The sequence below is a fragment of the Streptomyces sp. NPDC026673 genome (assembly GCF_040638135.1).
Lineage (GTDB): Bacteria > Actinomycetota > Actinomycetes > Streptomycetales > Streptomycetaceae > Actinacidiphila.
In genome coordinates this window covers 1-21,990 of record NZ_JBEZXR010000005.1, presented here as the reverse complement: position 1 = coordinate 21,990, position 21,990 = coordinate 1, and the positions used below count along the sequence as shown (strand labels likewise).

Below are 21,990 nucleotides of genomic sequence, written 5' to 3'. Positions count from 1 at the left end.
GCCTTTCACAGCTTCGGCGCAATCTCTTCGGTCCAGATGCGCTCCCGGTCCGCCGTGCTCAGGTGGCACGCGGCGTGGTGACCGCCGCCCGCCTCGCGCAGCTCCGGTACGACGGTCTTGCTGGCGCCGCCGGTGAGCTCCGCGTACGGGCAGCGCGGGTGGAAGGCGCAGCCGGACGGCACGTTGATGAGGCTGGGCGGCGATCCCTTGACGGGGTTGAGCCGCTCGGTGCGCTCGCGGTCCAGGCGGGGCATCGAGCCCAGCAGGCCCCAGGTGTAGGGGTGCTGCGGCTCGTAGAAGACCTTGTCGGCCCGGCCGCGCTCGATGCAGCGGCCGCCGTACATCACCAGGATGTCGTCGGCCAGTTCGGCGACGACGCCCAGGTCGTGGGTGATGATGATGACGGCCGAACCGAACTCCTTCTGCAGGTCCCGGATGAGGTCCAGGATCTGCGCCTGCACGGTCACGTCGAGCGCGGTGGTCGGCTCGTCCGCGATGAGCAGGTCGGGGTTGTTGGACAGCGCCATCGCGATCATCGCGCGCTGCCGCATGCCGCCCGAGAACTGGTGCGGGTAGTCGTCGACGCGCTTGTCGGGCTGCGGGATGCCGACCCGGTCGAGCATCTCGACCGCGCGCTTGCGGGCGACGGCCTTGGACACGTCGTGGTGCACCCGGTACGCCTCGACGATCTGCGCGCCGATGGTGAAGTAGGGGTGCATCGCGGACAGCGGGTCCTGGAAGATCATCGCGACGTCCTTGCCGCGGAGCCGCCGCACCTCGTCCGGGTCGGCCGAGACCAGTTCCTTGCCGTCCAGCCAGATCTCGCCGGACATCCGCGCCTTGCTCCGGCCGTACTGGCCGGCCCGGTGCAGGCCCATGATGGCGAGGGACGTGACGGACTTGCCGGAGCCGGACTCCCCGACGATGCCGAGGGTCTTGCCCTTCTCCAGCGAGAAGGACAGGCCGTCGACGGACTTCACCAGGCCGTCGTCGGTCGGGAAGTGCACCTTGAGGTCGCGCACCTCGAGGAACGCCGTGGGCTTCTGCGACGTCCCGGAGACCGGCTCGTTCGGCGCGGACTCCGCCGCGGAGTCGGTCTTCTGGATGGGGAGGTCCGTCATGAGAGCCTCACTCGCGGGTCGACGACGGCGTACAGCAGGTCCACCACCAGGTTGGCGAAGACCACGAAGAAGGCGGCGAGCAGGGTGACGCCGAGGATCACCGGCAGGTCGTGGTCGCTGATCGCCTTCACCGCGTTGTAGCCGAGGCCGTGCAGGTTGAACGTGCTCTCGGTGAGGACCGCGCCGCCGAAGAGGGCGCCGAGGTCCATGCCGAGGATGGTCAGGATGGGGGTCATCGTGGAGCGCATGGCGTGCTTGCCGATGACCACCGGTTCGCGCAGGCCCTTGGCCCGCGCGGTGCGGATGTAGTCCTCGCCCAGCACCTCGAGCATGGTGGCGCGGGTGAGCCGCGCGTACATGGCCGCGTAGAGGAAGGCGAGCGTGATCCAGGGCAGGATCAGTCCGCCGAACCACTTCGTCGGGCTCTCGGAGAAGTCGACGTACTGGCCGTCGATCCAGTTGAGTCCGTACACGAAGATCGCGAGGGAGAGGACACCGGTGAAGTAGACCGGGAGCGAGACGCCGGCGAGGGCGATGCCCATGGCCGAACGGTCCCAGACGCTGCCGCGCTTGAGCGCGGAGACGACGCCGGTGGCGAGACCGCCGAGGACCCACAGGACCACGGCGCCGGCCGCGAGCGAGAGGGTGACCGGGAACCAGTCCATCAGCAGCGGCCACACCTCCTGCTCGGTCTTGAAGGAGTAGCCGAAGCAGGGTGCCGCGCAGTGCGTGACGTCACCGCCGTTGGCGTAGTCACGCCCGGCCACCAGACCCAGCACGAACTTTCCGTACTGGACGAGGATGGGGTCTGCCAGACCCATCTTCTGCCTGATGCCCTCGATGGACGCGGGGTCGGACTGCTTGCCGACGAAATAGGTGGCGGGGTCCGTCCCGGTCAGCTTGGGGAACAGGAAGAAGATCCCGAAGGTCACCAATGAGATGACCAGCAGCATGACGACGACAGCGAACAGTCGCCGGATCAGATATGCAAGCACTGCGCTCGGCCCGGCGGACGACCCGGGGACCCCTTCGGGTGGGGGGTCCCCGGGCCGCCGCACGCGGCCATCACCTGCCCTTCGTGCCTAGCGGGTGTGGCACTCGAACTCTTGTCGGTACGGGTTTACTTGACGACGCCGAGGTTCACGTAGTCGTAGCGGCCGTTGTAGGCGTCCGCGACGTACGCGTTGGTGAGCCGGCTGCTGCGCCAGGTGATCGTCTTGTCGTAGACGAAGGGCAGGTAGACGGCGGCCTCGGAGACCTTCTGGTTCATCTGCTTGTAGATCTCGCCGGCCTTGACCGGGTCGGTCTCGGCGATCGCCTGGTCGAACAGCTTGTTGACCTCGGGGTCGTTCAGCTCGGAGAAGTTGTTGTTGCCGCTCTCCAGGATGAAGCGACCGTCCACCAGCGGCTGGGAGAAGCCCTGCCCGGACGGGAAGTCCGCGCCCCAGCCCATGATGATGATGCCGTAGCCCTTCTGCTTGACCACCTTCGGGGCACCGATGATGCCGGAGGTCTGGGCGCCGTCGAACTGGTCGATGTCGGCCTCGATGCCGACCCGCTTCAGGGACGCCTGCAGGGAGACGGCGGTCGCGACCTCGACGGGCTTGTTGTTGCGGACCGCGATGACGGTCTTGAAGCCGGTCGGCTTGCCGCAGGCCTTCAGCTCTTCCTTGGCCTTGTCCAGGTTGCCCGTGGTGTCGGTGAGCAGACCGTACGGGTCGTACTTGCCGTCCGCGCCCTTGATGCTCAGCGGGAGCATGTTCGGGGCGATGTCACCACCGGCCTGCGGGCCGCCGCGGGCGGTCTGCAGGGACTTGTGGTCGGCCGCGTAGATGGCGGCCTTGCGGCAGTGGATGTTGTCGAACGGCTTGACCGTCTGCGGGAAGACCGCGTAGCGGATGAAGCCGGTCTGACCGTTGTCCAGGTTGTCCTTGTGCTGCTTCAGCGCCTCGGAGCGGGCGGCCTGGCCGATGCCCGTGGCGTTGATGTCGAGGTCGTAGTCGCCCTTCATCAGGCGCTTGTCCATGTCGTCCGCGTTCGTGGTGAACGTGACGGTGATCTCGTTCGGCAGCGCCTTGCGGACCTCGTCCGAGGACTGCTTCCACTCGTCGTTGCGGACCAGGGTCATGGACTTGTTCGGGGTGTACGACTTGAACTTGTACGGGCCCGAGGAGAACGGCTTCAGCGTGTACTTCGCCTTGGTGTCCATCGACGCCTTCACCGGCGAGCCGCTGGGCAGCGCCAGCATCTGCAGGAAGTCACCGTTGGCCTTGGGCAGCTTGAAGACGATGGTCTTGTCGTCGGGCGTCTCGATCGCCTTCAGACCCAGCTTGTCCGGGGTGGTGTCCTTGTAGGGACCCTTGTACTCACCCTTGGGGTCGAGCACCTGCTGGAGGTAGATCGGACCACCGGACAGGACATCCTGCGCCCATATGCGCTCGATGCCGTACTTGATGTCCTTGGAGGTGATCTCGGATCCGTCCTCCCAGGTGATGCCGTCCTTCAGCTTGAAGGTGTAGGTCTTGCCGTCGGCGGAGACTTCACCGGTGGAGGTGGCCAGGTCGGGAACGAGCTCGGTGCTGCCGGCACCCGGCTTGGGAGCGTAGGTCACCAGCTGACGGGCGTAGTAGCGGGAGAAGTCCCACATGAAGCCGTAGTAACCGCGCGTGGGGTCCCAGAAGTCGGCGTCCTGCGTGCCGATGTACTTCAGGGTGCCGCCCTTCTTGTCCGAGGCGTTGGCGACTCCCTTGAGAGCGGCGTTGAAGCCCGCGGCCTTGGCGGCACCGTCGTCGTCGGACTTGCCACCGCCGCCGCCGCACGCGGCGGTGGACAGCAGGGTCGCGACCACCAGGCCCGTCCCTACGGCCAGCCTTCGCTTCGTTGAGCGCTGGGATGTCACTTTTCTCGCAACCTCCGTGATTCGCGGCCCGCGGCGCTCAGCCGCGGTGCCGTCTGGGGATAGCCTCCTGACACATTGCGGCAGGGGCGGTACTGGTGGGTTTCAGCGATTGCCCTTCGGGTCGAGCGCGTCACGCACGCCGTCGCCGAAGAGGTTGAAGGCCAGAACGGTGATGAAGATCGCCAGGCCCGGGATGAGCATGAAGATCGGGTCGTCCTCGTAGGTGCGGACCGCGGTCGAGAGCATCTCGCCCCACGAGGGGGTGGGCGGCTTGACGCCGACGCCCAGGAAGCTCAGGGCGGCCTCGGTGAGGACGTTCGTCGGGATCATCAGCGTCGAGTAGACGGTGATCGGCGCGATGAGGTTGGGCAGCAGCTCGCGGAAGAGGATGTAGGCGCGGCCGGCGCCCAGGCTGCGGGCCGCGTCCACGTACTCGCGCTCGCGGAGGCTGAGGGTCTGGCCGCGGACGATGCGCCCGATGTACGGCCAGCCGAAGAAGCCGATGACCACCACCAGCACGCCGATCCGCACGCCGGTCCCCTCGAATCCCCACATGGAGTTCGGGACCACGGAGATCAGGGCGATGATGAAGAGCAGCTGGGGGAAGGCCAGGAGGAGGTCCATGACCCGGCTGATCGCGGCGTCGACCCAGCCGCCGAAGTAGCCGGCCATGATGCCCAGAACGGTGCCGAGTGCCACCGCCACGAAGGCGGAGAGGAAGGCGACCAGGAGCGAGATCTGCGCGCCGTAGACGACCCGGCTGAAGACGTCGCGGCCGTTGACGGGCTCAACACCGAAGAGGAAGTCGGAGTTGATGCCGCCCCACTTCCCGAGCGGCGTGCCGAACAGCGGGTCGATCTGGTCCTCGTGGAGCTCGTTCGGCGGGTGCCCCAGCAGCTTGACGATCAGGGGGGCGAAGATCGCGACCAGGATGAGGAGGACGACGATCGCGCCGCCCGCCAGCGCCACTTTGTCGCGCTTGAGGCGCATCCATGCGATACGCCCGGGCGAACGCCCCTCGATCGCCTTCGCGGGTATCTCGGCGGCGACGTCGGCGACGGCCGTCTCAGCGGTGTCGTGCAGCGGTGCTGTCATGTCTCCTCGTGCATCCCCCTGCCGGCGGTGGCCGGCTTCGCCTGGCCGTCCGCCCGGGTCGACGGAGCGGACCGACCATGTCGGGCGCAGCTCTTGATGGTGGTGCGGTGGCGCTGGGCTGTGTGTTTGGCTTGTGATGGTTCGTTAAGGCCCGGTGAGAGCGTGCCTTGGAGCGCGAGTCTTCATGGGGCGTCGATCACGCGCCAGACCCCACAGGGAAGCGATGCGCAACCGTGATGTGGTGAGCCTTCGTCCGTTATTACCGCAGTGTTACGCGCGTTGACAGATCGCCGGGACGCAACGGGAGTCGCTACCGTCGATGCCATGAATGATCGGCTCCGCTCGGTGTGCGACCTGATGGTCCCCGTGGTCAGGGAGATGGCGGGACTTCACGAGTACGACGGTCAGGTGCAGGACCTGTCGCCCGACGGGGTCCGCCGCGGCCTGTCCTCGCTCGCCCACGCCCGACTGCGCGAAGCGCCCCTTTCCGACCCCCACGACGAGCGGCATTTGTCGGTGTTCGAGGACACCCTCAAGATCCAGTACGGTGAGCTGGAGCTGCACCGGCGCGACCCGTATCCGCATTTGTCCAACCTCGAACTCACCGCCTATGACCGCGAGTACGCGCCCCGGGAGGAGCTGGCGGAGGCCCGCAGGCGCCACCTCCAGCAGTGGCCGGACGCCGTCGACGCGGCCATCACGTCGCTCGACCGGGTGAGCGCTCCGGTCGCCGGCGCACTCCTTGGGGCGGTCCGCGGCCTGGCCGCGGACCTCGACCCGGAGCGGGAGCCCGAGGCGGGGCCCGCGCTCGCCGCGCACGCCCGGCTGGTCGACCACATCGCCCGCGCCGCCGAGACCGGGGACCCCGATCCCCGCCTCGGCGGCGAGGCCCTGGCACTGCTGATGGGCAGTCAGGAGGGCATGCGGGTGGACCTCTCGGCCCTCGCCGACGAGGCCGAGCGGGAACGGGACCGGCTCACCGCACTGCTCACGGAGTCCTGCCGGCGGCTGGACCCGGCGGCCCCCCTCGACGAGCTCATCCCGCGGCTGCTCGCCGACCACCCGGACGCGGACGGGGTGATCCCGGAGGCCGCCCGGCTCACGGAGGAGGTCATCGACTTCAGCCGGCAGCACGGTCTCGCACCCTGGCTCGACGGCGACTGCCTGGTGGGCCCGGCTCCGCCGTCGCGCCGCTGGTCCATGGCGATGATGACCTGGGCGGCCCCGGAGGAGGCCGACTCCGCCTCCTGGTACCACGTCACCCCACCGGAGCCGGACTGGCCGGAGGACGAACGCGAGGAGTGGCTCTCGGTCTTCAGCCGCACCAGCCTGCCGGCGATCACCGTCCACGAGGTGGCGCCGGGGCATTTCGCCCACGGACGGGCATTGCGGCACGCACCGACGCAGGTACGGCGCGTCCTGCACTCGCTGTCCTTCTGCGAGGGCTGGGCGCACTACGTCGAGGAGGTCTGCCTCGAGGAGGGCTTCCGGGCCCGCGACCCGCGCTTCGCCATCGGCGTGGCCCTGGAGGCGCTGGTACGCGTCACCCGGCTCGCGTGCGCCATCGGGCTGCACACGGGTGCGATGACGCTGGAGGAGGCCACACAGCGGTTCATGCGGGACGCCCACCTCGCGCGGGCCGGCGCGGCCTCGGAGGCCCGGCGCGGCACCTTCGACGCGGCGTACGGCCGCTACACCTGGGGCAAGTTGGAGATCATGCGGCTCCGCGAGCGCGCCCGCCGCGCCTGGGGTCCCGCGTTCTCGCTGCAGCGGTTCCACGGGGCGCTGCTGGAGTTGGGCAGCCCGCCGCTGGGGCTGATCGACGCGGCCCTGTGAGGCGTGGCCCGAGGGGTGCCCCAAGGCACGCCTCGAGGCAGGCGGTGCGGGGCCGCCCGCACCGCCGGGGACCGCCGGAGGCGTCAGTAGGGCTGCGGGGCCCAGCCGTACGTCGCGCCGGGGGCGCCGGGCGCACCCGGTGCGCCATGGGCGTCCCGGGAGTAGAAGGGCTGCGCCGAGGCCCGCATCCACATGCCGACCGGGTCGTACTCGTCCGTGAGGGCGACCGTGGCGACGGGCAGTCCCTGCGGCACCGCCCCCAGGGCGGACTGCATCATCAGGCGCACCGTTTCCGCGGCCTGCGGGCCGGCGTCGTACAGGTCGACGCCGATCGCGAGATACGGCTCGCCGACCGCCGGCTGGACCCAGGCGCGCCGCAGCGAGCGGACCGCCGGAGCGCGATGGGCCTGCTGGCACAACAGGGCGTAGTAGTGGGGGATCTGGAGCGCGGGCTCGCCGATCCGCAGCGGCCCGGCCGGGGCCCGGTCGAGGCCGAGGCAGACGCGGCGCAGATCGAGCCAGGGGATGCCCACGCCGCCGCCGGGGGCGTGCGGGTTGAGCCACAGGCCCCACCGGTCGGGGAAGAGGGAGGCGGCGATCTCACGGCCGGAGACCACCTCGTGGGCCCGGTTCCAGCCACTGGCGGTCAGCTCCTGCGCGGAGGTCACACAGGGGGCGTAACCGTACCCGGCGACCTCCATGTTGCCGTACTGCGCGTCGGCCCCGCCGGGCGAGCCCTGCCAGAGCAGCATCCACAGCCGGCCGTCCGCGAGGTTCCGCAGCAGATTCTCGTAGGCGTCGTACCCCCCGGGCGTCACCTGCCGGAGCGCATGCTCCAGACTCCCGCCCCCTGCCACGCCCGCGCTCACGTGTCCCGCCCTCCCGCGTCCGTGTCGTCCGCGTCGTCTGCTTCGCCGAATGCTTCGGGTGTCGGACCCAGGTTATGCGCCCGCGCCGACATAGAAGGGTCGCACGCGCTCCAGCATCCAGTCGCCGACGGGGTCCTGTGCGACGTCCAGCAGCACCAGATTCACCTGCCACGGCAGCGGGGCCGCGCCGAGCGCGCGCCCGAGGGCGGCCATGGCGGCGGCCCGGTCCTCCTCCTGCCAGCGGTCGAGTTCGACGCCGATGAACAGCGTGGCGGGGTCGCCCTCGACGCTGGCCAGCGCGCGGCGCGCCGAGAGCACGACCGGGGTGACGGCGAACTCGCCCGCGGCGGCGGCCAGGAAGTCCACCGGCTCCTCGTCGGGCGAGGGTTCCCACAGCCGGACCCGGGCGCCGGTCGGGGTGCCGGGTTCGCGGTCGGTGCGGCACAGCTCCATCACGGCGGCGGGCGGGAGCGGAATGCCCACCGCGCCACCGGGGTTGACGGCGATCCCCAGCTGCGGGGGCAGCCCGCGGGCGAACTCGCGGGCGGGGGCGACCGCGAAGCTCATGCCGGAACCGGCGGCGAGGAACTGCTGCTCGGACGTGAAGACCGGAACGTACACGCCGCCGTCGAGTTCGATCGTCGGCAGGTCGAGGTCGGCGCTGTCCGGGCCGCCGCCGTTCGGCAGCGGAATCCACAACTGCGAGCGGCCGAGCACCTCCAGGACGCGGGCCGTGGCCCCGGGGTCGCCGAGCGCCGCCGAGAGCACTTCCTCGAGTTCGTTGGCGGGCCAGCCGCCGACGCCGTGCCCCGTCGGGGCGAAGCCGTCCGGTATCCGCTGCCCCGGGATGTTCACTGCGTCTCGCCTCGCAAGTTCCTGTGGTGGTGCCCTCCCCGGAAACCCTATCCGGCGGCGGGCGACGGCGACCCCCGCATCCCGCGTTCGTCACACGATGCGATCGTCCGGTTGCGAAGCGTCACAGCGGCTCCGAAGGTAGGACGAGCAAGGAGAAAACCCTCAACTGGGAGATATCTCGACATGCGCATCACCAGGATCAACTCCACCCTCATAGCGGCGGCGGTCTGCGCCGCGCTGACGATGGGCCTCACCGGCGGTGTCGCGAGTGCCCACGCCCCCACCCGGACCACGGCCGCACAGGTCGAGCACCTCGCCGCCCGGGCGGCGGACACGGGCAACGCCGAACTCATCGCCAAGCTGGGTGACACGCTGTCCATCGGCGCCAAGGTCACCCAGGAGGCCCAGGCCGAGAGCCCCGACTCGGCGAAGCTGGAGGACCTCCGCAGGGGTCTGGAGGAGGCGAGCCGGCAGCTGGCCTCGGTCCTCGACCAGGCCGGTGCGGTATCTCCCGACGTCATCGACCCGGCGGCCCAGGACCCGGCCGCCCCTCAGGTCGGCGGGGAGGGCGACCAGGGCGCCGCGGACGCCGTCACCGACGTCAAGAACGCGCTCAACCAGCTGGTCGCGGACGTGACGGATCTGCTGGCCAAGGTGGTCGCCAAGGACCTCGCGGGGGTGACGGCCGGCGTGGCCCAGGTCGTCGCCGATCTGCAGGCCCTGCTGCTGGCGGTGCCGAAGCTGCTCACGGGCGCGCTTCCGCTGCCGCTTCCGCTTCCGGTTCCGGTTCCGCTGCCCCTGAACGACCAGGGACAGGAGCCGGCATACGAGGCGCCCCTGTCCCCCGAGGCGCCGCTGTCCCCGGAGGCGCCGCTGTCCCCCGAGGAACAGCAGGTTCCGTAGCGGTAGCGCACCTTCCGTGTCGCGGCCCGGTCGCTCAGCCGTCGAAGTCGATGGCCTCGAGCTCCCGGGCCGCTTCACGGTCCAGGAGGACCGCGGAGGCGCAGGCGCGGGGCAGCCGGCCCGCCTCCGCCTCGGCCAGCAGGCGTCGGGAGGCGTTGCGGTGCCGCGCCATGGCGTACCCGGACACCCCCCGGCCGCGCTCGCGCTGGCCGTCGAGGGCCGTCCGCACCGGGACGTCCAGCAGGACCAGGTGCATCCCCCGTCCGCGCCGCCGCGCGTCGCGGGCGACCCAGGACCGCACCCATCGCTGGGTGCCGCAGTCGTGCAGTACGACGCTGTCACCCGAACGCAGCGCCCGCCACAGTCCCGTGTAGTGCGCGATCCGCACCAGGGGGCGGTAGAACGCGTACGGCAACAGCCGCGGCATCCGGGCCTGCCAGCGCTCCCTGACGTCCTGTGAGTCGATCAGGCGGGCCCCGCCCGCCGCGCGCCGCATGAGGGTGCTCTTGCCTCCGCCCGGCAGGCCGGAGACGACCAGGACGTCACCCGGCGGGTAGCGCAGGGTGCGCACCGGCCGCCGCCCCCGCCGCAGATCGAGCAGCCGGCGAGGCCGCACGGCGCGGCCCCCGCGGCGCGCCTCCCCGGCCCGCGCCGGTGCCGGCCGGGATACGGCCGGACCCCCGGCCGTCGCATACGCACTCTGCCACCGCACAGTTCGCCCTCCGGGTCCGACGTTCAAGAAATGGTAAATCCTGTGTCTTTGCCTACCCAGAGAAACGGCGGCGTTACTACCGGATCGGGACCGGACCGGGACATCCGCGACGCGATCGCGACAACGGCGGGCGCCCGTGCAATGATGGCGGCCTCAATCTCATATAGGCCGTTCGAGGCCGCGCGGGAGAGTTTCCGCACCGCTGCGGCGGGCGGGGCGCCGAAGGAGCAAGTCCTCCCTTGAATCTCTCAGGCACAGATACCGCGCGTTCGAGGCAGATCTGAAAAGCGGGCGAGCCCTCCCGGTCACGGGGGTGCCGCCCCACCCAAGGTGCAAGCCGGGACTCCTCCGCTCGGAGGGTCCAGGTGAACCTCTCAGGTTCCGATGACAGATGGGGAGGACCAGCCCCCCGTCATCGCCCACCTGTCTCTTCCTCGCCTTGGGAGCCCGCCCGATGAGTGAACCCCGCCGTACCGCACTGGACGCGCTGCACCGCGCCCTCGGCGCCACGATGACCGACTTCGCGGGCTGGGACATGCCGCTGCGGTACGCCAGCGAGCGCGACGAGCACACCGCCGTGCGGACCCGGGCCGGTCTCTTCGACCTGTCCCACATGGGCGAGATCACGGTCACCGGTCCGGCCGCCGGCCAGGCGTTGGACCACGCGCTGGTCGGCCACATCTCGGCGCTGGCCGTGGGCCGCGCCCGGTACACGATGATCTGCGCGCCCGACGGCGGCATCCTCGACGACCTGATCGTCTACCGGCTCGGCGACGAGGAGTACATGGTCGTCGCCAACGCCTCCAACGCCCAGGTCGTGCTGGACGCGGTGACCGAGCGCGCGGCGGGCTTCGACGCCGCCGTCCGCGACGACCGGGACGCGTACGCGCTGATCGCCGTCCAGGGCCCGGAGTCCCCCGGCATCCTGAAGTCGGTCACCGACGCCGACCTGGACGGGCTGAAGTACTACGCGGGCCTGCCCGGCACGGTCGCCGGCGTCTCCGCGCTCATCGCCCGCACGGGCTACACCGGCGAGGACGGTTTCGAACTGTTCGTCGCGCCGGGCGACGCCGAGAAGCTGTGGCAGGCGCTGACCGAGGCGGGCGCGGACGCCGGCCTGGTGCCGTGCGGCCTGTCCTGCCGCGACACGCTCCGCCTGGAGGCGGGCATGCCGCTGTACGGGCACGAGCTGACCACCGCGCTCACCCCCTTCGACGCCGGGCTCGGCCGGGTCGTGAAGTTCGACAAGCCGGGTGACTTCGTCGGCCGCGAGGCGCTGACCGCGGCCGCCGCGAAGGCCGAGGCCGCGCCGCCGCGCAAGCTGGTCGGCCTGGTCGCCGAGGGCCGCCGGGTCCCCCGCGCGGGCTACCCGGTGGTGGCCGGCGGCGAGGTGGTCGGCGAGGTCACCTCCGGCGCCCCGTCCCCGACCCTGGGCAAGCCGATCGCCATGGCCTACGTGGACGCCGCCCACGCCGCACCGGGCGCCTCCGGTGTGGGCGTGGACATCCGCGGTACGCATGAGCCGTACGAGGTGGTGGCGCTGCCGTTCTACAAGCGGCAGCGCTGAGGCACCGGTCACATCCGGCCCAGCCGTCCCACCTGTCAAGACAGCCGTTCACCAGCACATACCGTCATCCAGGAGAATCACGCCATGAGCAACCCCCAGCAGCTGCGTTACAGCAAGGAGCACGAGTGGGTCTCGGCCGCCGACGCGGACGGTGTGTCCTCGGTGGGCATCACCGAGCACGCGGCGAACGCCCTCGGCGATGTCGTCTACGTCCAGCTCCCGGCCGTCGGCGACACGGTCTCCGCGGGTGAGACCTGCGGTGAGCTGGAGTCGACCAAGTCGGTCAGCGACCTGTACGCCCCGGTCTCCGGCGAGGTCACCGAGGTCAACGAGGACGTCGTCAACGACCCCTCGCTGGTGAACTCGGCGGCCTTCGAGGGCGGCTGGCTGTTCAAGGTGAAGATCTCCGAGGAGCCGGCCGACCTGCTCTCCGCGGACGAGTACACCGCCTTCACCGGCAGCTGACGCCGCGGCCCCGCCGCACCGCCCTGTCCACTCCGACCTCGGGACGGATGACCCCCAGATGTCGCTTCTCAACAGCTCCCTCCACGAGCTCGACCCCGACGTCGCCGCCGCCGTCGACGCCGAACTGCACCGCCAGCAGTCCACCCTGGAGATGATCGCCTCGGAGAACTTCGCTCCGGTCGCGGTGCTCCAGGCCCAGGGCTCGGTGCTGACCAACAAGTACGCCGAGGGGTACCCCGGCCGCCGCTACTACGGCGGTTGCGAGCACGTCGACGTGGTCGAGCAGCTCGCGATCGACCGGATCAAGGCGCTCTTCGGCGCCGAGCACGCCAACGTCCAGCCGCACTCGGGCGCGCAGGCCAACGCGGCCGCGATGTTCGCCCTGCTGAACCCCGGCGACACCATCCTGGGTCTGAACCTCGCCCACGGCGGGCACCTGACCCACGGCATGAAGATCAATTTCTCCGGCAAGCTCTACAACGTGGCCGCCTACCACGTGGACGCCGAGACCGGGCAGGTCGACATGGCCGAGGTCGAGCGCCTCGCCAAGGAAGCCCGTCCGAAGCTGATCATCGCCGGCTGGTCCGCGTACCCGCGGCAGCTGGACTTCGCGGCCTTCCGGCGGATCGCCGACGAGGTCGGCGCGTACCTGATGGTCGACATGGCGCACTTCGCCGGCCTGGTGGCGGCGGGGCTGCACCCCTCCCCCGTGCCGTACGCGGATGTCGTCACCACGACCACGCACAAGACGCTGGGCGGCCCGCGCGGCGGCGTCATCCTGTGCAAGGCCGAGCTCGCCAAGAAGATCAACTCCGCGGTCTTCCCCGGCCAGCAGGGCGGCCCGCTGGAGCACGTCATCGCGGCGAAGGCGGTCGCCTTCAAGGTCGCGGCGACCGAGGAGTTCAAGGACCGCCAGGTCCGCACCCTGGAGGGCGCGAAGATCCTCGCCGAGCGGCTGACCCGGGCCGACGTCGCCGAGGCGGGCGTCTCGGTGCTGTCCGGCGGCACCGACGTCCACCTGGTCCTGGTCGACCTGCGCCACAGCGAGCTCGACGGCCAGCAGGCCGAGGACCGGCTGCACGAGATCGGCATCACGGTCAACCGCAACGCCGTCCCGGACGACCCGCGTCCGCCGATGGTCACCTCCGGCCTGCGCATCGGCACCCCGGCGCTGGCCACCCGCGGCTTCGGGGCGGAGGACTTCCGCGAGGTCGCGGACGTCATCGCCGAGGCGCTGAAGCCGGGCTTCGACGCGGACGCGGCCAAGGCGCTCGGCGCCCGGGTCACCGCGCTCGCCGAGAAGCACCCGCTGTACCCCGGCCTGAAGTAGCGAGCATCACCCGGTGTGCGGGACCGCCCGCGAGGACGGTCCCGCACACTGGAGCAGTACGGCGCACCCACGCCGCCCACGTACCACCCGGCGGTCACCCCGCCGGCCGCCCGCGGACAACGGGGTCCGCGAACCCGAGGAGTCATCGCACCGTGGCCATTTCCGTCTTCGACCTCTTCTCGATCGGCATAGGCCCGTCCAGCTCCCACACCGTGGGCCCGATGCGCGCCGCCCGGATGTTCGCCCAGCGGCTGAAGAACGACGGCCTGCTGGCGGGCGTCGCCTCCGTGCGCGCCGAGCTGTTCGGCTCCCTCGGCGCCACCGGCCACGGCCACGGCACCCCCAAGGCCGTACTGCTCGGCCTGGAGGGGCACTCCCCCCGCACCGTCGACGTCGACACCGCCGACGAGCGCGTCGAGCTCATCCGCAGCGGCGGCCGCATCAACCTGCTCGGCGCCCACGAGATCCCGTTCTCCGCGGACCACGACCTGATCCTGCACCGCCGCCGCTCGCTGCCGTACCACGCCAACGGCATGACGCTCTTCGCGTACGACGAGGCCGGCGCGCCCGTGCTGGAGAAGACCTACTACTCGGTCGGCGGCGGCTTCGTCGTCGACGAGGACGCGGTCGGCGAGGACCGCATCAAGCTCGACGACACCGTGCTCACGTACCCCTTCCGCACCGGCGACGAGCTGCTGCGGCTCACCCGGGAGACCGGGCTGTCCATCTCCGGCCTGATGCTCGAGAACGAGAAGGCCTGGCGCTCCGAGGCCGAGATCCGCGCGGGCCTGCTGGAGATCTGGGGCGTCATGCAGGACTGCGTCGCCGCGGGAATGACCCGCGAGGGCATCCTCCCCGGCGGCCTCAAGGTCCGCCGCCGCGCCTCGGCCACCGCCCGCCAGCTGCGCGCCGAGGGCGACACGGCCGCGCACGCCATGGAGTGGGTCACCCTCTACGCCATGGCGGTCAACGAGGAGAACGCCGCCGGCGGCCGGGTCGTCACCGCCCCCACCAACGGCGCCGCCGGCATCATCCCGGCCGTCCTGCACTACTACGTGAACTTCGTGGCCGGGCAGTCGACGACGGAGGCGGAGAAGGAGGACGGCGTCGTCCGCTTCCTCCTCGCGGCGGGCGCGATCGGCATGCTCTTCAAGGAGAACGCCTCCATCTCCGGCGCCGAGGTCGGCTGCCAGGGCGAGGTCGGCTCCGCCTGCTCCATGGCCGCGGGCGGCCTCGCCGAGGTGCTCGGCGGCGGTCCGGAGAAGGTCGAGAACGCCGCGGAGATCGGCATGGAGCACAACCTCGGCCTCACCTGCGACCCGGTCGGCGGCCTCGTCCAGATCCCGTGCATCGAGCGGAACGGCATGGCCGCGGTCAAGGCCGTCACCGCCGCACGCATGGCGATGCGCGGGGACGGGCGGCACCACGTCTCCCTCGACAAGGTCATCAAGACCATGAAGGAGACCGGGGCCGACATGAAGGTCAAGTACAAGGAGACGGCGCGGGGCGGGCTCGCGGTCAACGTCATCGAGTGCTGACGGCGCGGGCCCCGTTGCGCTCTTTCGGCGCGCCGGGGCACCGGGTCCTGTTCCCGCCGGCCTGGTCGCCCTCCCGGGCGGCCGTCAGCGGTAGGTGAGCAGCGCCCGGAGGGCCGCCGCGGCGACCGCGAGGGTGTAGAGGGCGGCGGCGGCGCGGAGGATGTACGTCTTCGCCGGGTCGCTCCAGCGTGTGCGGGACATCAGCCAGGCCAGCGCGGGGAGGACCAGGACGGCGTGGAGGCTCACGCCGTGGAGGGGCTTGAGGGGGGCCGTGGAGGCGTAGGCGGCCTCCTGGTGGCCGGTGCGGGCGAGGACGACCCCGCGGGCGATCATGGCGGCGCCGGAGAGCAGGGCGACGAGCAGGAGCCCGAAGCCGGACCGCAGGGCGAGCGGCATCCCGGTGGGGCCGGCGGGGCGGCGGCGGAAGGCCGCGACGGCGAAGGCGGACAACACGGCGACCAGCACGGCCCCGCCCGCGGCCAGGGTCATCGCGACGGCGGTGTCGAATCCGGTCCCGGTGTTGAGATGCGACGGCACCCCGCGCCACGCCTGCAGGGTGATCCCGCCGACCTCGACCACGCAGTCCGCGGCGAACACCGTCAGCAGGGCGGCGCGCGCACGGGCCCCGATGTCCAGGTACGAGGTGACCCAGGCGACCGCGATCAGCGTCAGGCCGAAGGAGAGCCCGAAGGTGACCGGCTTCCGCCAGGAGACGGGGCCGTCCCACGGGCCCCCGTCGACGGCGAACACGACGAGGTGGCACAGGCCCGACAGGACCAGGAGGGCGCCGGTCGCGTGGGAGAGGCGCTCGGCGGCTCGGCGCCGCGGCCGCGGGGGCCGCGTGCGGGGGGTGGTGATCGCCATGGCCCGAAGCCTGCCCGGGGGCGGTGCGGCCGGTCGTCGTCCGGGCGGAGGCACCTCGCATACCTCCGCGGGAGCAGCCGCACCGCGCCCGCCGGTGTCAGACCGTGGTGACGACCTCGTCGTAGCCCAGCCGCGGGTTGCGGGCGAACCAGGCGTCCTCGCCGGGGTTGCCGATGTTGACGACGGCCAGAACCGAGTGGTCGCCCTCGGGGAAGAACTCCTTGGTGAGTCCGTCGGCGTCGAAGCCGGTCATCGGGCCGGCGGCGAGCCCGGCGGCGCGGACGCCGATGATGAAGTAGCCCACCTGGAGCGCGGCGTTGAGCGCGGCGGACCGCTCGCGGACCGAGCGCTCCGCGAAGAACACGTCCTTGGCCTGCGGGAAGTGCGGGAAGACGGCGGGCAGTTCCTCGTGGAACTCGTTGTCGGCGGCGAGCACGGCGACGAGGGGGGCGGTCTCGGTCTTCTTCTTGTTGCCCTCGGCCAGGTGCTGCACCAGGCGGGTCCGGGCGTCCGCGGAGCGGACCAGGACGACGCGCAGCGGCTGCTGGTTCATGGAGGTCGGGCCGTACTTCACCAGGTCGTAGATCTCCTGGACCTGCTCGTCGGTGACCGGCGTGTCCGTGAAGGCGTTGGCGGTGCGGGCCTCGCGGAAGAGGAGGTCCTGGGCGGCGGGGTCGAGCACGAGCGTCATGGCGGGTCCTTCGGTCGCTACGGGAGGTACGGGGGCCGCGCGGAACGGGGGTGAGGGGCGCCGGCCGGTCCCGGCCCACCGGAACTGGGCGCTCGCGCCCAGCAGGTAGACCGCGGTGGCGGTGGCCCCGACCAGGCCCCACAGGAGGTGCCGGGACAGGACGCGTGCCAGGAGCCCGCAAAGGGCCCCGCCGAGGGCGGCGGTGGGCAGGTGGAACGCCGCCCACACGGGGCCGGCCGGAGCCGCCGTACGGGCCAGGGGCCGGCCCGGGCCGCCGTGGGCGGCGGCCCCGACCGCGACGAAGGCGAGCGTGGCGCCGGTGAGCAGCGCCAGTGCCTCCGTGGCGGACGGCGTGCCCCGTGCGGACGAGGTCACCGCGGCGGCCGTCCACAGCGCCAGGGTGTAGCCGTGCGGCGCCGCGCCCGCCGCCACGACGCCCTGGAGGGAACCGCGGTATCCGCGCGGTGTCGTCATGGTCGTTCACTCCCCGGGACTGCGCGGGGCGGCCACCGGTGCGGTGGCCTGCCCCGTCACCAGCATCGGGAGGAGCGAAGGCGCGGGCATCGCCCATTCAAGGGATCTTCGCGGCCCGCGCGGTCAGGCGCGGTCGCCCGTCCCGTCCCGCTCCACGGCCAGCCGGGCCAGCTGGACCCGGGTGTTGATGCCGAGTTTGGCGAACACGTGCTTCAGGTGGGTGTTGACGGTGTGGACGGAGAGGAAGAGGCGGTCGGCGATGGCCCGGTTGGTGAGGCCCTCGGCGACGAGGGGCACCACCTTGAGCTCGGACTCGGTCAGGCTGTCCCAGCCGTACGCGGCGACCGCGCCGCGGGATTCCCCGGGGGTCCGCACCCCGAGGACGCGCAGCTGCCGGCGCACCCGCTCGGTGTCGTGGACGGCTCCGGCCGCCGCGGTCAGCCGCTCGGCCTCCCCCAGCACGCGGACCGCGCCATCCGTGCGGCCCCGCGCGGTCATCAGGGCGCCCAGGTCCTCGCACGCGGCGGCCAGCGCCGGGCCCCTGCCCCCACGGCGGTGGCCGGCGACGGCGGCCTCCAGGGCGCCGTGGTCGTCGTGCAGGAGGCCGTCGACGTGGTCCCGTACGGTGCGCATCACGTCCTGGGCCCCGTCCTCGCCCGCCACCGCGCGCACGACCTCCGCCAGCGCCTCGGCCGTCTCCCGGTCGCCGCCGCGCAGTGCGGTACGGACCAGGCGGGCCCAGTGGCCGGGCGGCAGGGCGAGCAGCCATGCCGTGCGGTCGCCCGCGTGGAGGGCGGTGAGCGCCTCGGCCGCGGCGGCGGCGCGGCCCTCCGACTCCAGGACCCGGGCGCGGGCGAGCACCGTCCACGGGTCGTGGCACGTCCCGTCGGGTGCCGCGGCCGCGGCGACCGTCAGATGCGCCCGGGCCCGTACGAGGTCGCCGCGCGCGGTGTCGACCAGGGCCAGCACCGCGCGGGCGAGGGGCACCGCGCGGACGGCCTCCAGTTCACCGGCCACGGAGAGGCTGGCCTCCGCCTCGACGGCCGCGTCGTCGAGGGCGCCGTTCTCCAGGAGGACCGTCGCCCGGCAGGCGTGCCAGTGCGGCAGCGACCAGCCGAGGCCGAGGGACTCCGCGGTGCGCTGTCCCTCGCCGAGCACCCCCGGGGCGTCCCGCAGCCGGTCCGCCGAGGCGAGGACGGTGCCGAGCCAGAGGGCCGGAATGCGGGGCGGCCGCACCCGCAGTCCGTAGGAGGCCGCGGCGGCGCGGCGGGCGGCGTCCTCGGCGAGGCCGACGGCACGGGTCACCCGGCCCCGGTAGAAGGCCGTCTGCGACTCGAAGACCATGGCGCTGACGACGACGGCCGGGTCGGTGCTGCGGTACGCCGCCTCGACGAGTCCGGTGTCGGTGCGCTCGGCGGCGGCGATCTCTCCGCTGTGGATGTGCCCGATGGCCTTGGCCTTGAGCAGCCGGACGCGCAGGTCCTCGGGGAGGCCGGGCAGCCGCAGCGCCTGCCGCAGATGGGTCATGCCGGCCGTGCCGTCCCCCGCCGCCTGGTGGATCTCACCGCCCACCAGCCGCAGCGCGGCCTCCTGGGCGGGTTCGACCCCCTCGGAGATGGTGGTGTCGACCAGGTCGAGGGCCTCGTGCACACGGCGCGTCCAGCCCAGCAGTCCGGCGGCGTCCGTGAGCAGCCCGACCCGGCGCGGATCCCCCGCGGGCAGCAGACCGGCGGCCAGCAGGGCCAGGTCGGCGGCGGACTCCGGGACGGTCCGCGACAGTTCGTGGACGGCCGCGGTCAGGGTGCGCACGGCGGCGTCGTCGACGTTCCCGCCGGCGAGCAGCAGGTGCCAGGCGATCTCCGCCCGCGCCCCCCCGGTGCCGCCCAGGATGTCCGCCGCCTCACGGTGCAGGGCGGAGCGCACGGGGGGCGGCAGCTCGTCGTGGACGGCCTGCCGAATCAGATCGTGGCGGAAGGCGAACCTGCTCCCGGCGCTCACCAGCAGATCGGCGCCGAGCGCGCCGTCGACCGCGGACAGCAGCCCGCCGACCGGCCGGCCGAGCATGCGGGCGGCGGTGCCGAGGTCGAACTCGCGGCCCAGCACGGCACCGACCTGCAGCAGGCGCAGGGCGTCCTCGGGAAGCCGGTCCAGGCGTCCCTCGACGCTGCGCCGGAACCGCGCGGGCACCTCCCGGGTGAGGGGGACGGCCGTACCGTCCTCGATCCCGTACGCGCCCGCGTCGCGCAGTGCCCGCAGGAGTTCGGTCGCCAGGAAGGGGTTGCCGGCGCTGCCCTCCAGGAGCCGGGCGAGGGCGGGTCCGGGCGCCGCCCCGAGGACGTCCGCGGCAAGCTCCCGCAGGGCCGCGGGCGGCAGTGGGCCAAGGCTCAGCCGCAGCGCCCCCTGGTCCCGGAAGGCGTCGTCCAGCCGGCTGACGTCCGTCCGGTCGGCGCCCGACCGCACCGCCGCCACCCACAGGACCCGGGAGGCGGACAGCCGCGCGGGGAGCGTCCGCAGGGCGAACAGAGTGGCGGGATCGGCCCATTGGGCGTCGTCGACGAGCACCGCCACCGGTGCGCGCTGCGCGCGGGCCTCCAGGGCGTCCGTGATGCCGTCGAGCAGCCAGAGCCTGCCGTCGGCGGTGGCGGCGGGGGCCCGGCCGCCCGCGGAGCCGTGCACCGCCGTGTGCAGCGCGGCCAGCGGCGCGTACCGGTCGAGCTCGTCGGCCCGTACCCACAGCACCTCGAACCCGGCCTGCCGCGCCAGCTCCCCGAGCCGGCCGAGCAGCCCGCTCTTGCCGGTGCCCGGGGCGCCCTCCACGATCACGCGGGCGCCCCCGCCGCGCAGCACCCGCTCCAGGACCGCACGCAGGGCCGCGAGTTCGCCGTCGCGGCCCCGCAGCGGGAAGGAGCCGGTCGCGCGGGGGGCCGTGCCGTCGCCGTGGAGCATGCCGCAAGCCTGCCTCTCCAGGGCTCGCCTCCTCAATGCCCGCGGGGCTGTGACCGGCGATTTCACCCCGGGTGATTTCCCGCACAGGGGGTCCGGCTCACCCCGTCGGGGCGCAGGCTCCCGCTCGTTCAGATCGCGTGTCTCGGAGAGGAGCACGACGTGCGTACAGGCAAGGAATACCTGGCGGCACTCGACGACGGCCGGAAGGTGTGGGTCGGCGACGAACTCGTCGACAACGTCGCCACGCACCCGGCGACCAGGGCGTACGCCCGGCGGGTCGCGGAGTTCTACGACCTGCACCACCGCCCGGACCTCGAGGACGTCATGACGTTCGTCGACGAGGACGGCGTGCGGCGGTCGATGACCTGGTTCCAGCACCGCAGCAAGGACGACCTCAAGCGCAAGCGCCGCTACATGGAGACGGTGCTGCGCGAGCTCGGCGGCGGCGCGACCCCGCGCACACCCGACGTCAACAACTACGTCCTGCTGACCTACGTCGACGACCCCGAGCCGTGGAGCAGCCAGTCGGTGGGCACCGGCGGCCGGGACCTCACCGAGGGGATCCGCGACTTCTGGAACGTCGTGCGGGACGGCGACCTCAACGCGACACCGGCCTTCGTGGACCCGCAGACCGACCGCTCCCGCGAGTCCGCCCAGGCGGAGTCGCCGGCGCTGCAGGTCGTGGCCACCTCGGACGAGGGCATCACGGTGCGGGGCGTGAAGGCCATCGGCACCGGCGCGGCCTTCGGCGACTGGATCCACATCGGGGTCTTCTACCGGCCGGGCATCCTGCCGGAGCAGGTCATCTTCGGCGCGGTCCCGCCGAACGCCCCGGGCGTGACGATCATCTGCCGGGAGAGCAACGTCCGTGACGGCGAGGACGTCGAGCACCCGCTCGCCTCGCAGGGCGACGAGCTGGACAGCGTCATCCTCTTCGAGGACGTGCTGATCCCCTGGGACCGGGTGTTCCACATCGGCAACCCCCAGCACGCCTCGCTCTACCCGCAGCGCGTCTTCGACTGGCTGCACTACCAGGCGCTGGTCCGGCAGATGGTGCGCGCCGAACTGATGCTGGGTCTGACCCTGCTGATCACCGAGCACATCGGCACCTACCAGCTGCCTCCCGTCCAGACGCGGATCTCGCAGTTCGCCGGCTTCCACCAGACGCTGAAGGCGCACGTGATCGCGTCCGAGGACGAGGGCTTCACCACCCCGGGCGGCCTCTACAAGCCGAACGTCCTGATGTTCGACTACGGCCGGGCCTACTACCTGGAGAACATCGCCCGGATGGTGAACGAGGTCGTCGACCTCGCGGGCCGCGCGTCGCTGATCTTCCCCACCGAGGGCCAGTGGCAGCGCCCGGAGCTGCGGCCGTGGCTGGAGGCGCTGCAGACCGGACCGGTCGGCAGGCCGCACGACCGGCTGAAGATCAGCCGGGTGATCCGCGACCTGTTCCTGTCCGACTGGGGCGACCGCATCAGCGTCTTCGAGAACTTCAACGGCACGCCCCTGCTGGCGATCCGCACCCTCACGATGAAGCGTGCGGAGCTGTCCCCGCGCGGGCCGGTCGCCGACCTCGCCCGCAAGGTCTGCGGCATCGAGGGCGGCGAGGAGGTCCAGGACACCGCCTACACGGCCCAGGCGGACTACGCCCGCCGGCAGGACGCCTCGTAGGGGCCGCCGGGCCCGGGCCAGGGCATGTGACGACGCGGCCCGGAGGCGGCGGCCTAAGAGGGCTCGGCAGTAGGCGGGTGTGGAGTTGATGGCAGGCACCCGGAAGTAGAGCAGGCACGAGCCAAAGTGATCATGGAGTTCTCTACGCTCA

At 72.1% G+C, this 21,990-nt stretch carries 17 protein-coding genes and 1 riboswitch; of the genes, 7 read left to right on the top strand and 10 right to left on the bottom strand.

The genetic code is table 11. The features are described from left to right. Positions 1-5 precede the first annotated feature (5 nt). The 4 genes from AB0F62_RS05670 to AB0F62_RS05655 all read right to left on the bottom strand — a co-directional run bounded on the left by AB0F62_RS05670 (position 6) and on the right by AB0F62_RS05655 (position 5,115). Entirely contained in the window at positions 6-1,121 is a 1,116-nt protein-coding gene (locus AB0F62_RS05670) for an ABC transporter ATP-binding protein (RefSeq protein ID WP_361792533.1), read from the bottom strand. After that, a complete protein-coding gene (locus AB0F62_RS05665; RefSeq protein ID WP_361792531.1) occupies positions 1,118-2,116 on the bottom strand; it encodes an ABC transporter permease in 999 nt (332 codons plus the stop codon). Before AB0F62_RS05665 ends, AB0F62_RS05670 begins: the two co-directional genes overlap by 4 nt. A 125-nt stretch (positions 2,117-2,241) precedes the next feature. Further along, a complete protein-coding gene (locus AB0F62_RS05660; RefSeq protein WP_361792529.1) occupies positions 2,242-4,020 on the bottom strand; it encodes an ABC transporter substrate-binding protein in 1,779 nt (592 codons plus the stop codon). A 102-nt stretch (positions 4,021-4,122) separates the two neighbouring features. Beyond that, entirely contained in the window at positions 4,123-5,115 is a 993-nt protein-coding gene (locus AB0F62_RS05655) for an ABC transporter permease (RefSeq protein WP_361792527.1), read from the bottom strand. A gap of 324 nt (positions 5,116-5,439) precedes the next feature. Between AB0F62_RS05655 and AB0F62_RS05650 the strand changes: the two genes are divergently transcribed. Continuing rightward, positions 5,440-6,951: a DUF885 family protein gene (locus AB0F62_RS05650; RefSeq protein ID WP_361792525.1), complete on the top strand. Its 1,512-nt coding sequence runs from the start codon at positions 5,440-5,442 to the stop codon at positions 6,949-6,951. An 83-nt stretch (positions 6,952-7,034) separates the two neighbouring features. On the opposite strand, the gene AB0F62_RS05645 is transcribed toward AB0F62_RS05650, so the two are convergent. Then, on the bottom strand, positions 7,035-7,820 hold the full coding sequence (locus AB0F62_RS05645) for an enhanced serine sensitivity protein SseB C-terminal domain-containing protein (RefSeq protein ID WP_361792523.1): 786 nt from the start codon (positions 7,818-7,820) through the stop codon (positions 7,035-7,037). Between the two features lie 72 nt (positions 7,821-7,892). After that, entirely contained in the window at positions 7,893-8,669 is a 777-nt protein-coding gene (locus AB0F62_RS05640) for an enhanced serine sensitivity protein SseB (RefSeq protein ID WP_361792960.1), read from the bottom strand. Between the two features lie 189 nt (positions 8,670-8,858). Here AB0F62_RS05640 and AB0F62_RS05635 point away from each other — a divergent pair, with 189 nt between their 5' ends. Next, complete coding sequence (locus AB0F62_RS05635) at positions 8,859-9,578, top strand: hypothetical protein (protein WP_361792521.1); 720 nt, start codon at positions 8,859-8,861, stop codon at positions 9,576-9,578. Positions 9,579-9,612: 34 nt separating this feature from the next. On the opposite strand, the gene AB0F62_RS05630 is transcribed toward AB0F62_RS05635, so the two are convergent. Beyond that, positions 9,613-10,194: an AAA family ATPase gene (locus tag AB0F62_RS05630; RefSeq protein WP_361792519.1), complete on the bottom strand. Its 582-nt coding sequence runs from the start codon at positions 10,192-10,194 to the stop codon at positions 9,613-9,615. A gap of 269 nt (positions 10,195-10,463) precedes the next feature. Beyond that, positions 10,464-10,564: riboswitch (glycine riboswitch) on the top strand. Between the two features lie 180 nt (positions 10,565-10,744). On the opposite strand from AB0F62_RS05630, the gene gcvT reads away from it, so the two are divergent. From gcvT to AB0F62_RS05610, 4 genes are all read left to right on the top strand, one after another. Then, positions 10,745-11,857: a glycine cleavage system aminomethyltransferase GcvT gene (gcvT, locus tag AB0F62_RS05625; protein ID WP_361792518.1), complete on the top strand. Its 1,113-nt coding sequence runs from the start codon at positions 10,745-10,747 to the stop codon at positions 11,855-11,857. Between the two features lie 84 nt (positions 11,858-11,941). Next, positions 11,942-12,322: a glycine cleavage system protein GcvH gene (gcvH, locus tag AB0F62_RS05620; protein WP_361792516.1), complete on the top strand. Its 381-nt coding sequence runs from the start codon at positions 11,942-11,944 to the stop codon at positions 12,320-12,322. A 58-nt stretch (positions 12,323-12,380) separates the two neighbouring features. After that, positions 12,381-13,652 (top strand): serine hydroxymethyltransferase, encoded by a 1,272-nt coding sequence (gene glyA / locus AB0F62_RS05615; RefSeq protein WP_361792514.1) that lies wholly within the window; start codon positions 12,381-12,383, stop codon positions 13,650-13,652. Between the two features lie 152 nt (positions 13,653-13,804). Continuing rightward, positions 13,805-15,190, top strand: coding sequence for an L-serine ammonia-lyase (locus AB0F62_RS05610; RefSeq protein ID WP_361792512.1), 1,386 nt, complete (start codon positions 13,805-13,807; stop codon positions 15,188-15,190). 84 nt (positions 15,191-15,274) lie between these two features. Here the strand turns inward: AB0F62_RS05610 and AB0F62_RS05605 are convergent, their stop codons facing one another. The 3 genes from AB0F62_RS05605 to AB0F62_RS05595 form a co-directional block, all read right to left on the bottom strand. Continuing rightward, positions 15,275-16,054: a hypothetical protein gene (locus tag AB0F62_RS05605; protein ID WP_361792510.1), complete on the bottom strand. Its 780-nt coding sequence runs from the start codon at positions 16,052-16,054 to the stop codon at positions 15,275-15,277. Between the two features lie 97 nt (positions 16,055-16,151). Further along, complete coding sequence (locus AB0F62_RS05600; protein ID WP_361792958.1) at positions 16,152-16,745, bottom strand: malonic semialdehyde reductase; 594 nt, start codon at positions 16,743-16,745, stop codon at positions 16,152-16,154. A 597-nt stretch (positions 16,746-17,342) separates the two neighbouring features. Beyond that, positions 17,343-20,165: an AAA family ATPase gene (locus AB0F62_RS05595; protein WP_361792508.1), complete on the bottom strand. Its 2,823-nt coding sequence runs from the start codon at positions 20,163-20,165 to the stop codon at positions 17,343-17,345. Positions 20,166-20,324: 159 nt separating this feature from the next. Between AB0F62_RS05595 and AB0F62_RS05590 the strand changes: the two genes are divergently transcribed. Next, the gene (locus AB0F62_RS05590; RefSeq protein WP_361792506.1) at positions 20,325-21,839 is read left to right on the top strand and encodes a 4-hydroxyphenylacetate 3-hydroxylase N-terminal domain-containing protein; all 1,515 of its coding nucleotides are present in this window, start codon (positions 20,325-20,327) and stop codon (positions 21,837-21,839) included. Positions 21,840-21,990: the final 151 nt, after the last annotated feature.

What these genes read in the sequence shown, in the direction of transcription:
- glyA (WP_361792514.1), top strand. Translation starts at nt 12,381, where the DNA reads ATGTCGCTTCTCAACAGCTCCCTCCACGAGCTCGACCCCGACGTCGCC.
- AB0F62_RS05650 (WP_361792525.1), top strand. Translation starts at nt 5,440, where the DNA reads ATGAATGATCGGCTCCGCTCGGTGTGCGACCTGATGGTCCCCGTGGTC.
- AB0F62_RS05595 (WP_361792508.1), bottom strand. Translation starts at nt 20,165, where the DNA reads ATGCTCCACGGCGACGGCACGGCCCCCCGCGCGACCGGCTCCTTCCCG.
- gcvT (WP_361792518.1), top strand. Translation starts at nt 10,745, where the DNA reads ATGAGTGAACCCCGCCGTACCGCACTGGACGCGCTGCACCGCGCCCTC.
- AB0F62_RS05605 (WP_361792510.1), bottom strand. Translation starts at nt 16,054, where the DNA reads ATGGCGATCACCACCCCCCGCACGCGGCCCCCGCGGCCGCGGCGCCGA.
- AB0F62_RS05655 (WP_361792527.1), bottom strand. Translation starts at nt 5,115, where the DNA reads ATGACAGCACCGCTGCACGACACCGCTGAGACGGCCGTCGCCGACGTC.
- AB0F62_RS05670 (WP_361792533.1), bottom strand. Translation starts at nt 1,121, where the DNA reads ATGACGGACCTCCCCATCCAGAAGACCGACTCCGCGGCGGAGTCCGCG.
- AB0F62_RS05635 (WP_361792521.1), top strand. Translation starts at nt 8,859, where the DNA reads ATGCGCATCACCAGGATCAACTCCACCCTCATAGCGGCGGCGGTCTGC.
- gcvH (WP_361792516.1), top strand. Translation starts at nt 11,942, where the DNA reads ATGAGCAACCCCCAGCAGCTGCGTTACAGCAAGGAGCACGAGTGGGTC.
- AB0F62_RS05600 (WP_361792958.1), bottom strand. Translation starts at nt 16,745, where the DNA reads ATGACGCTCGTGCTCGACCCCGCCGCCCAGGACCTCCTCTTCCGCGAG.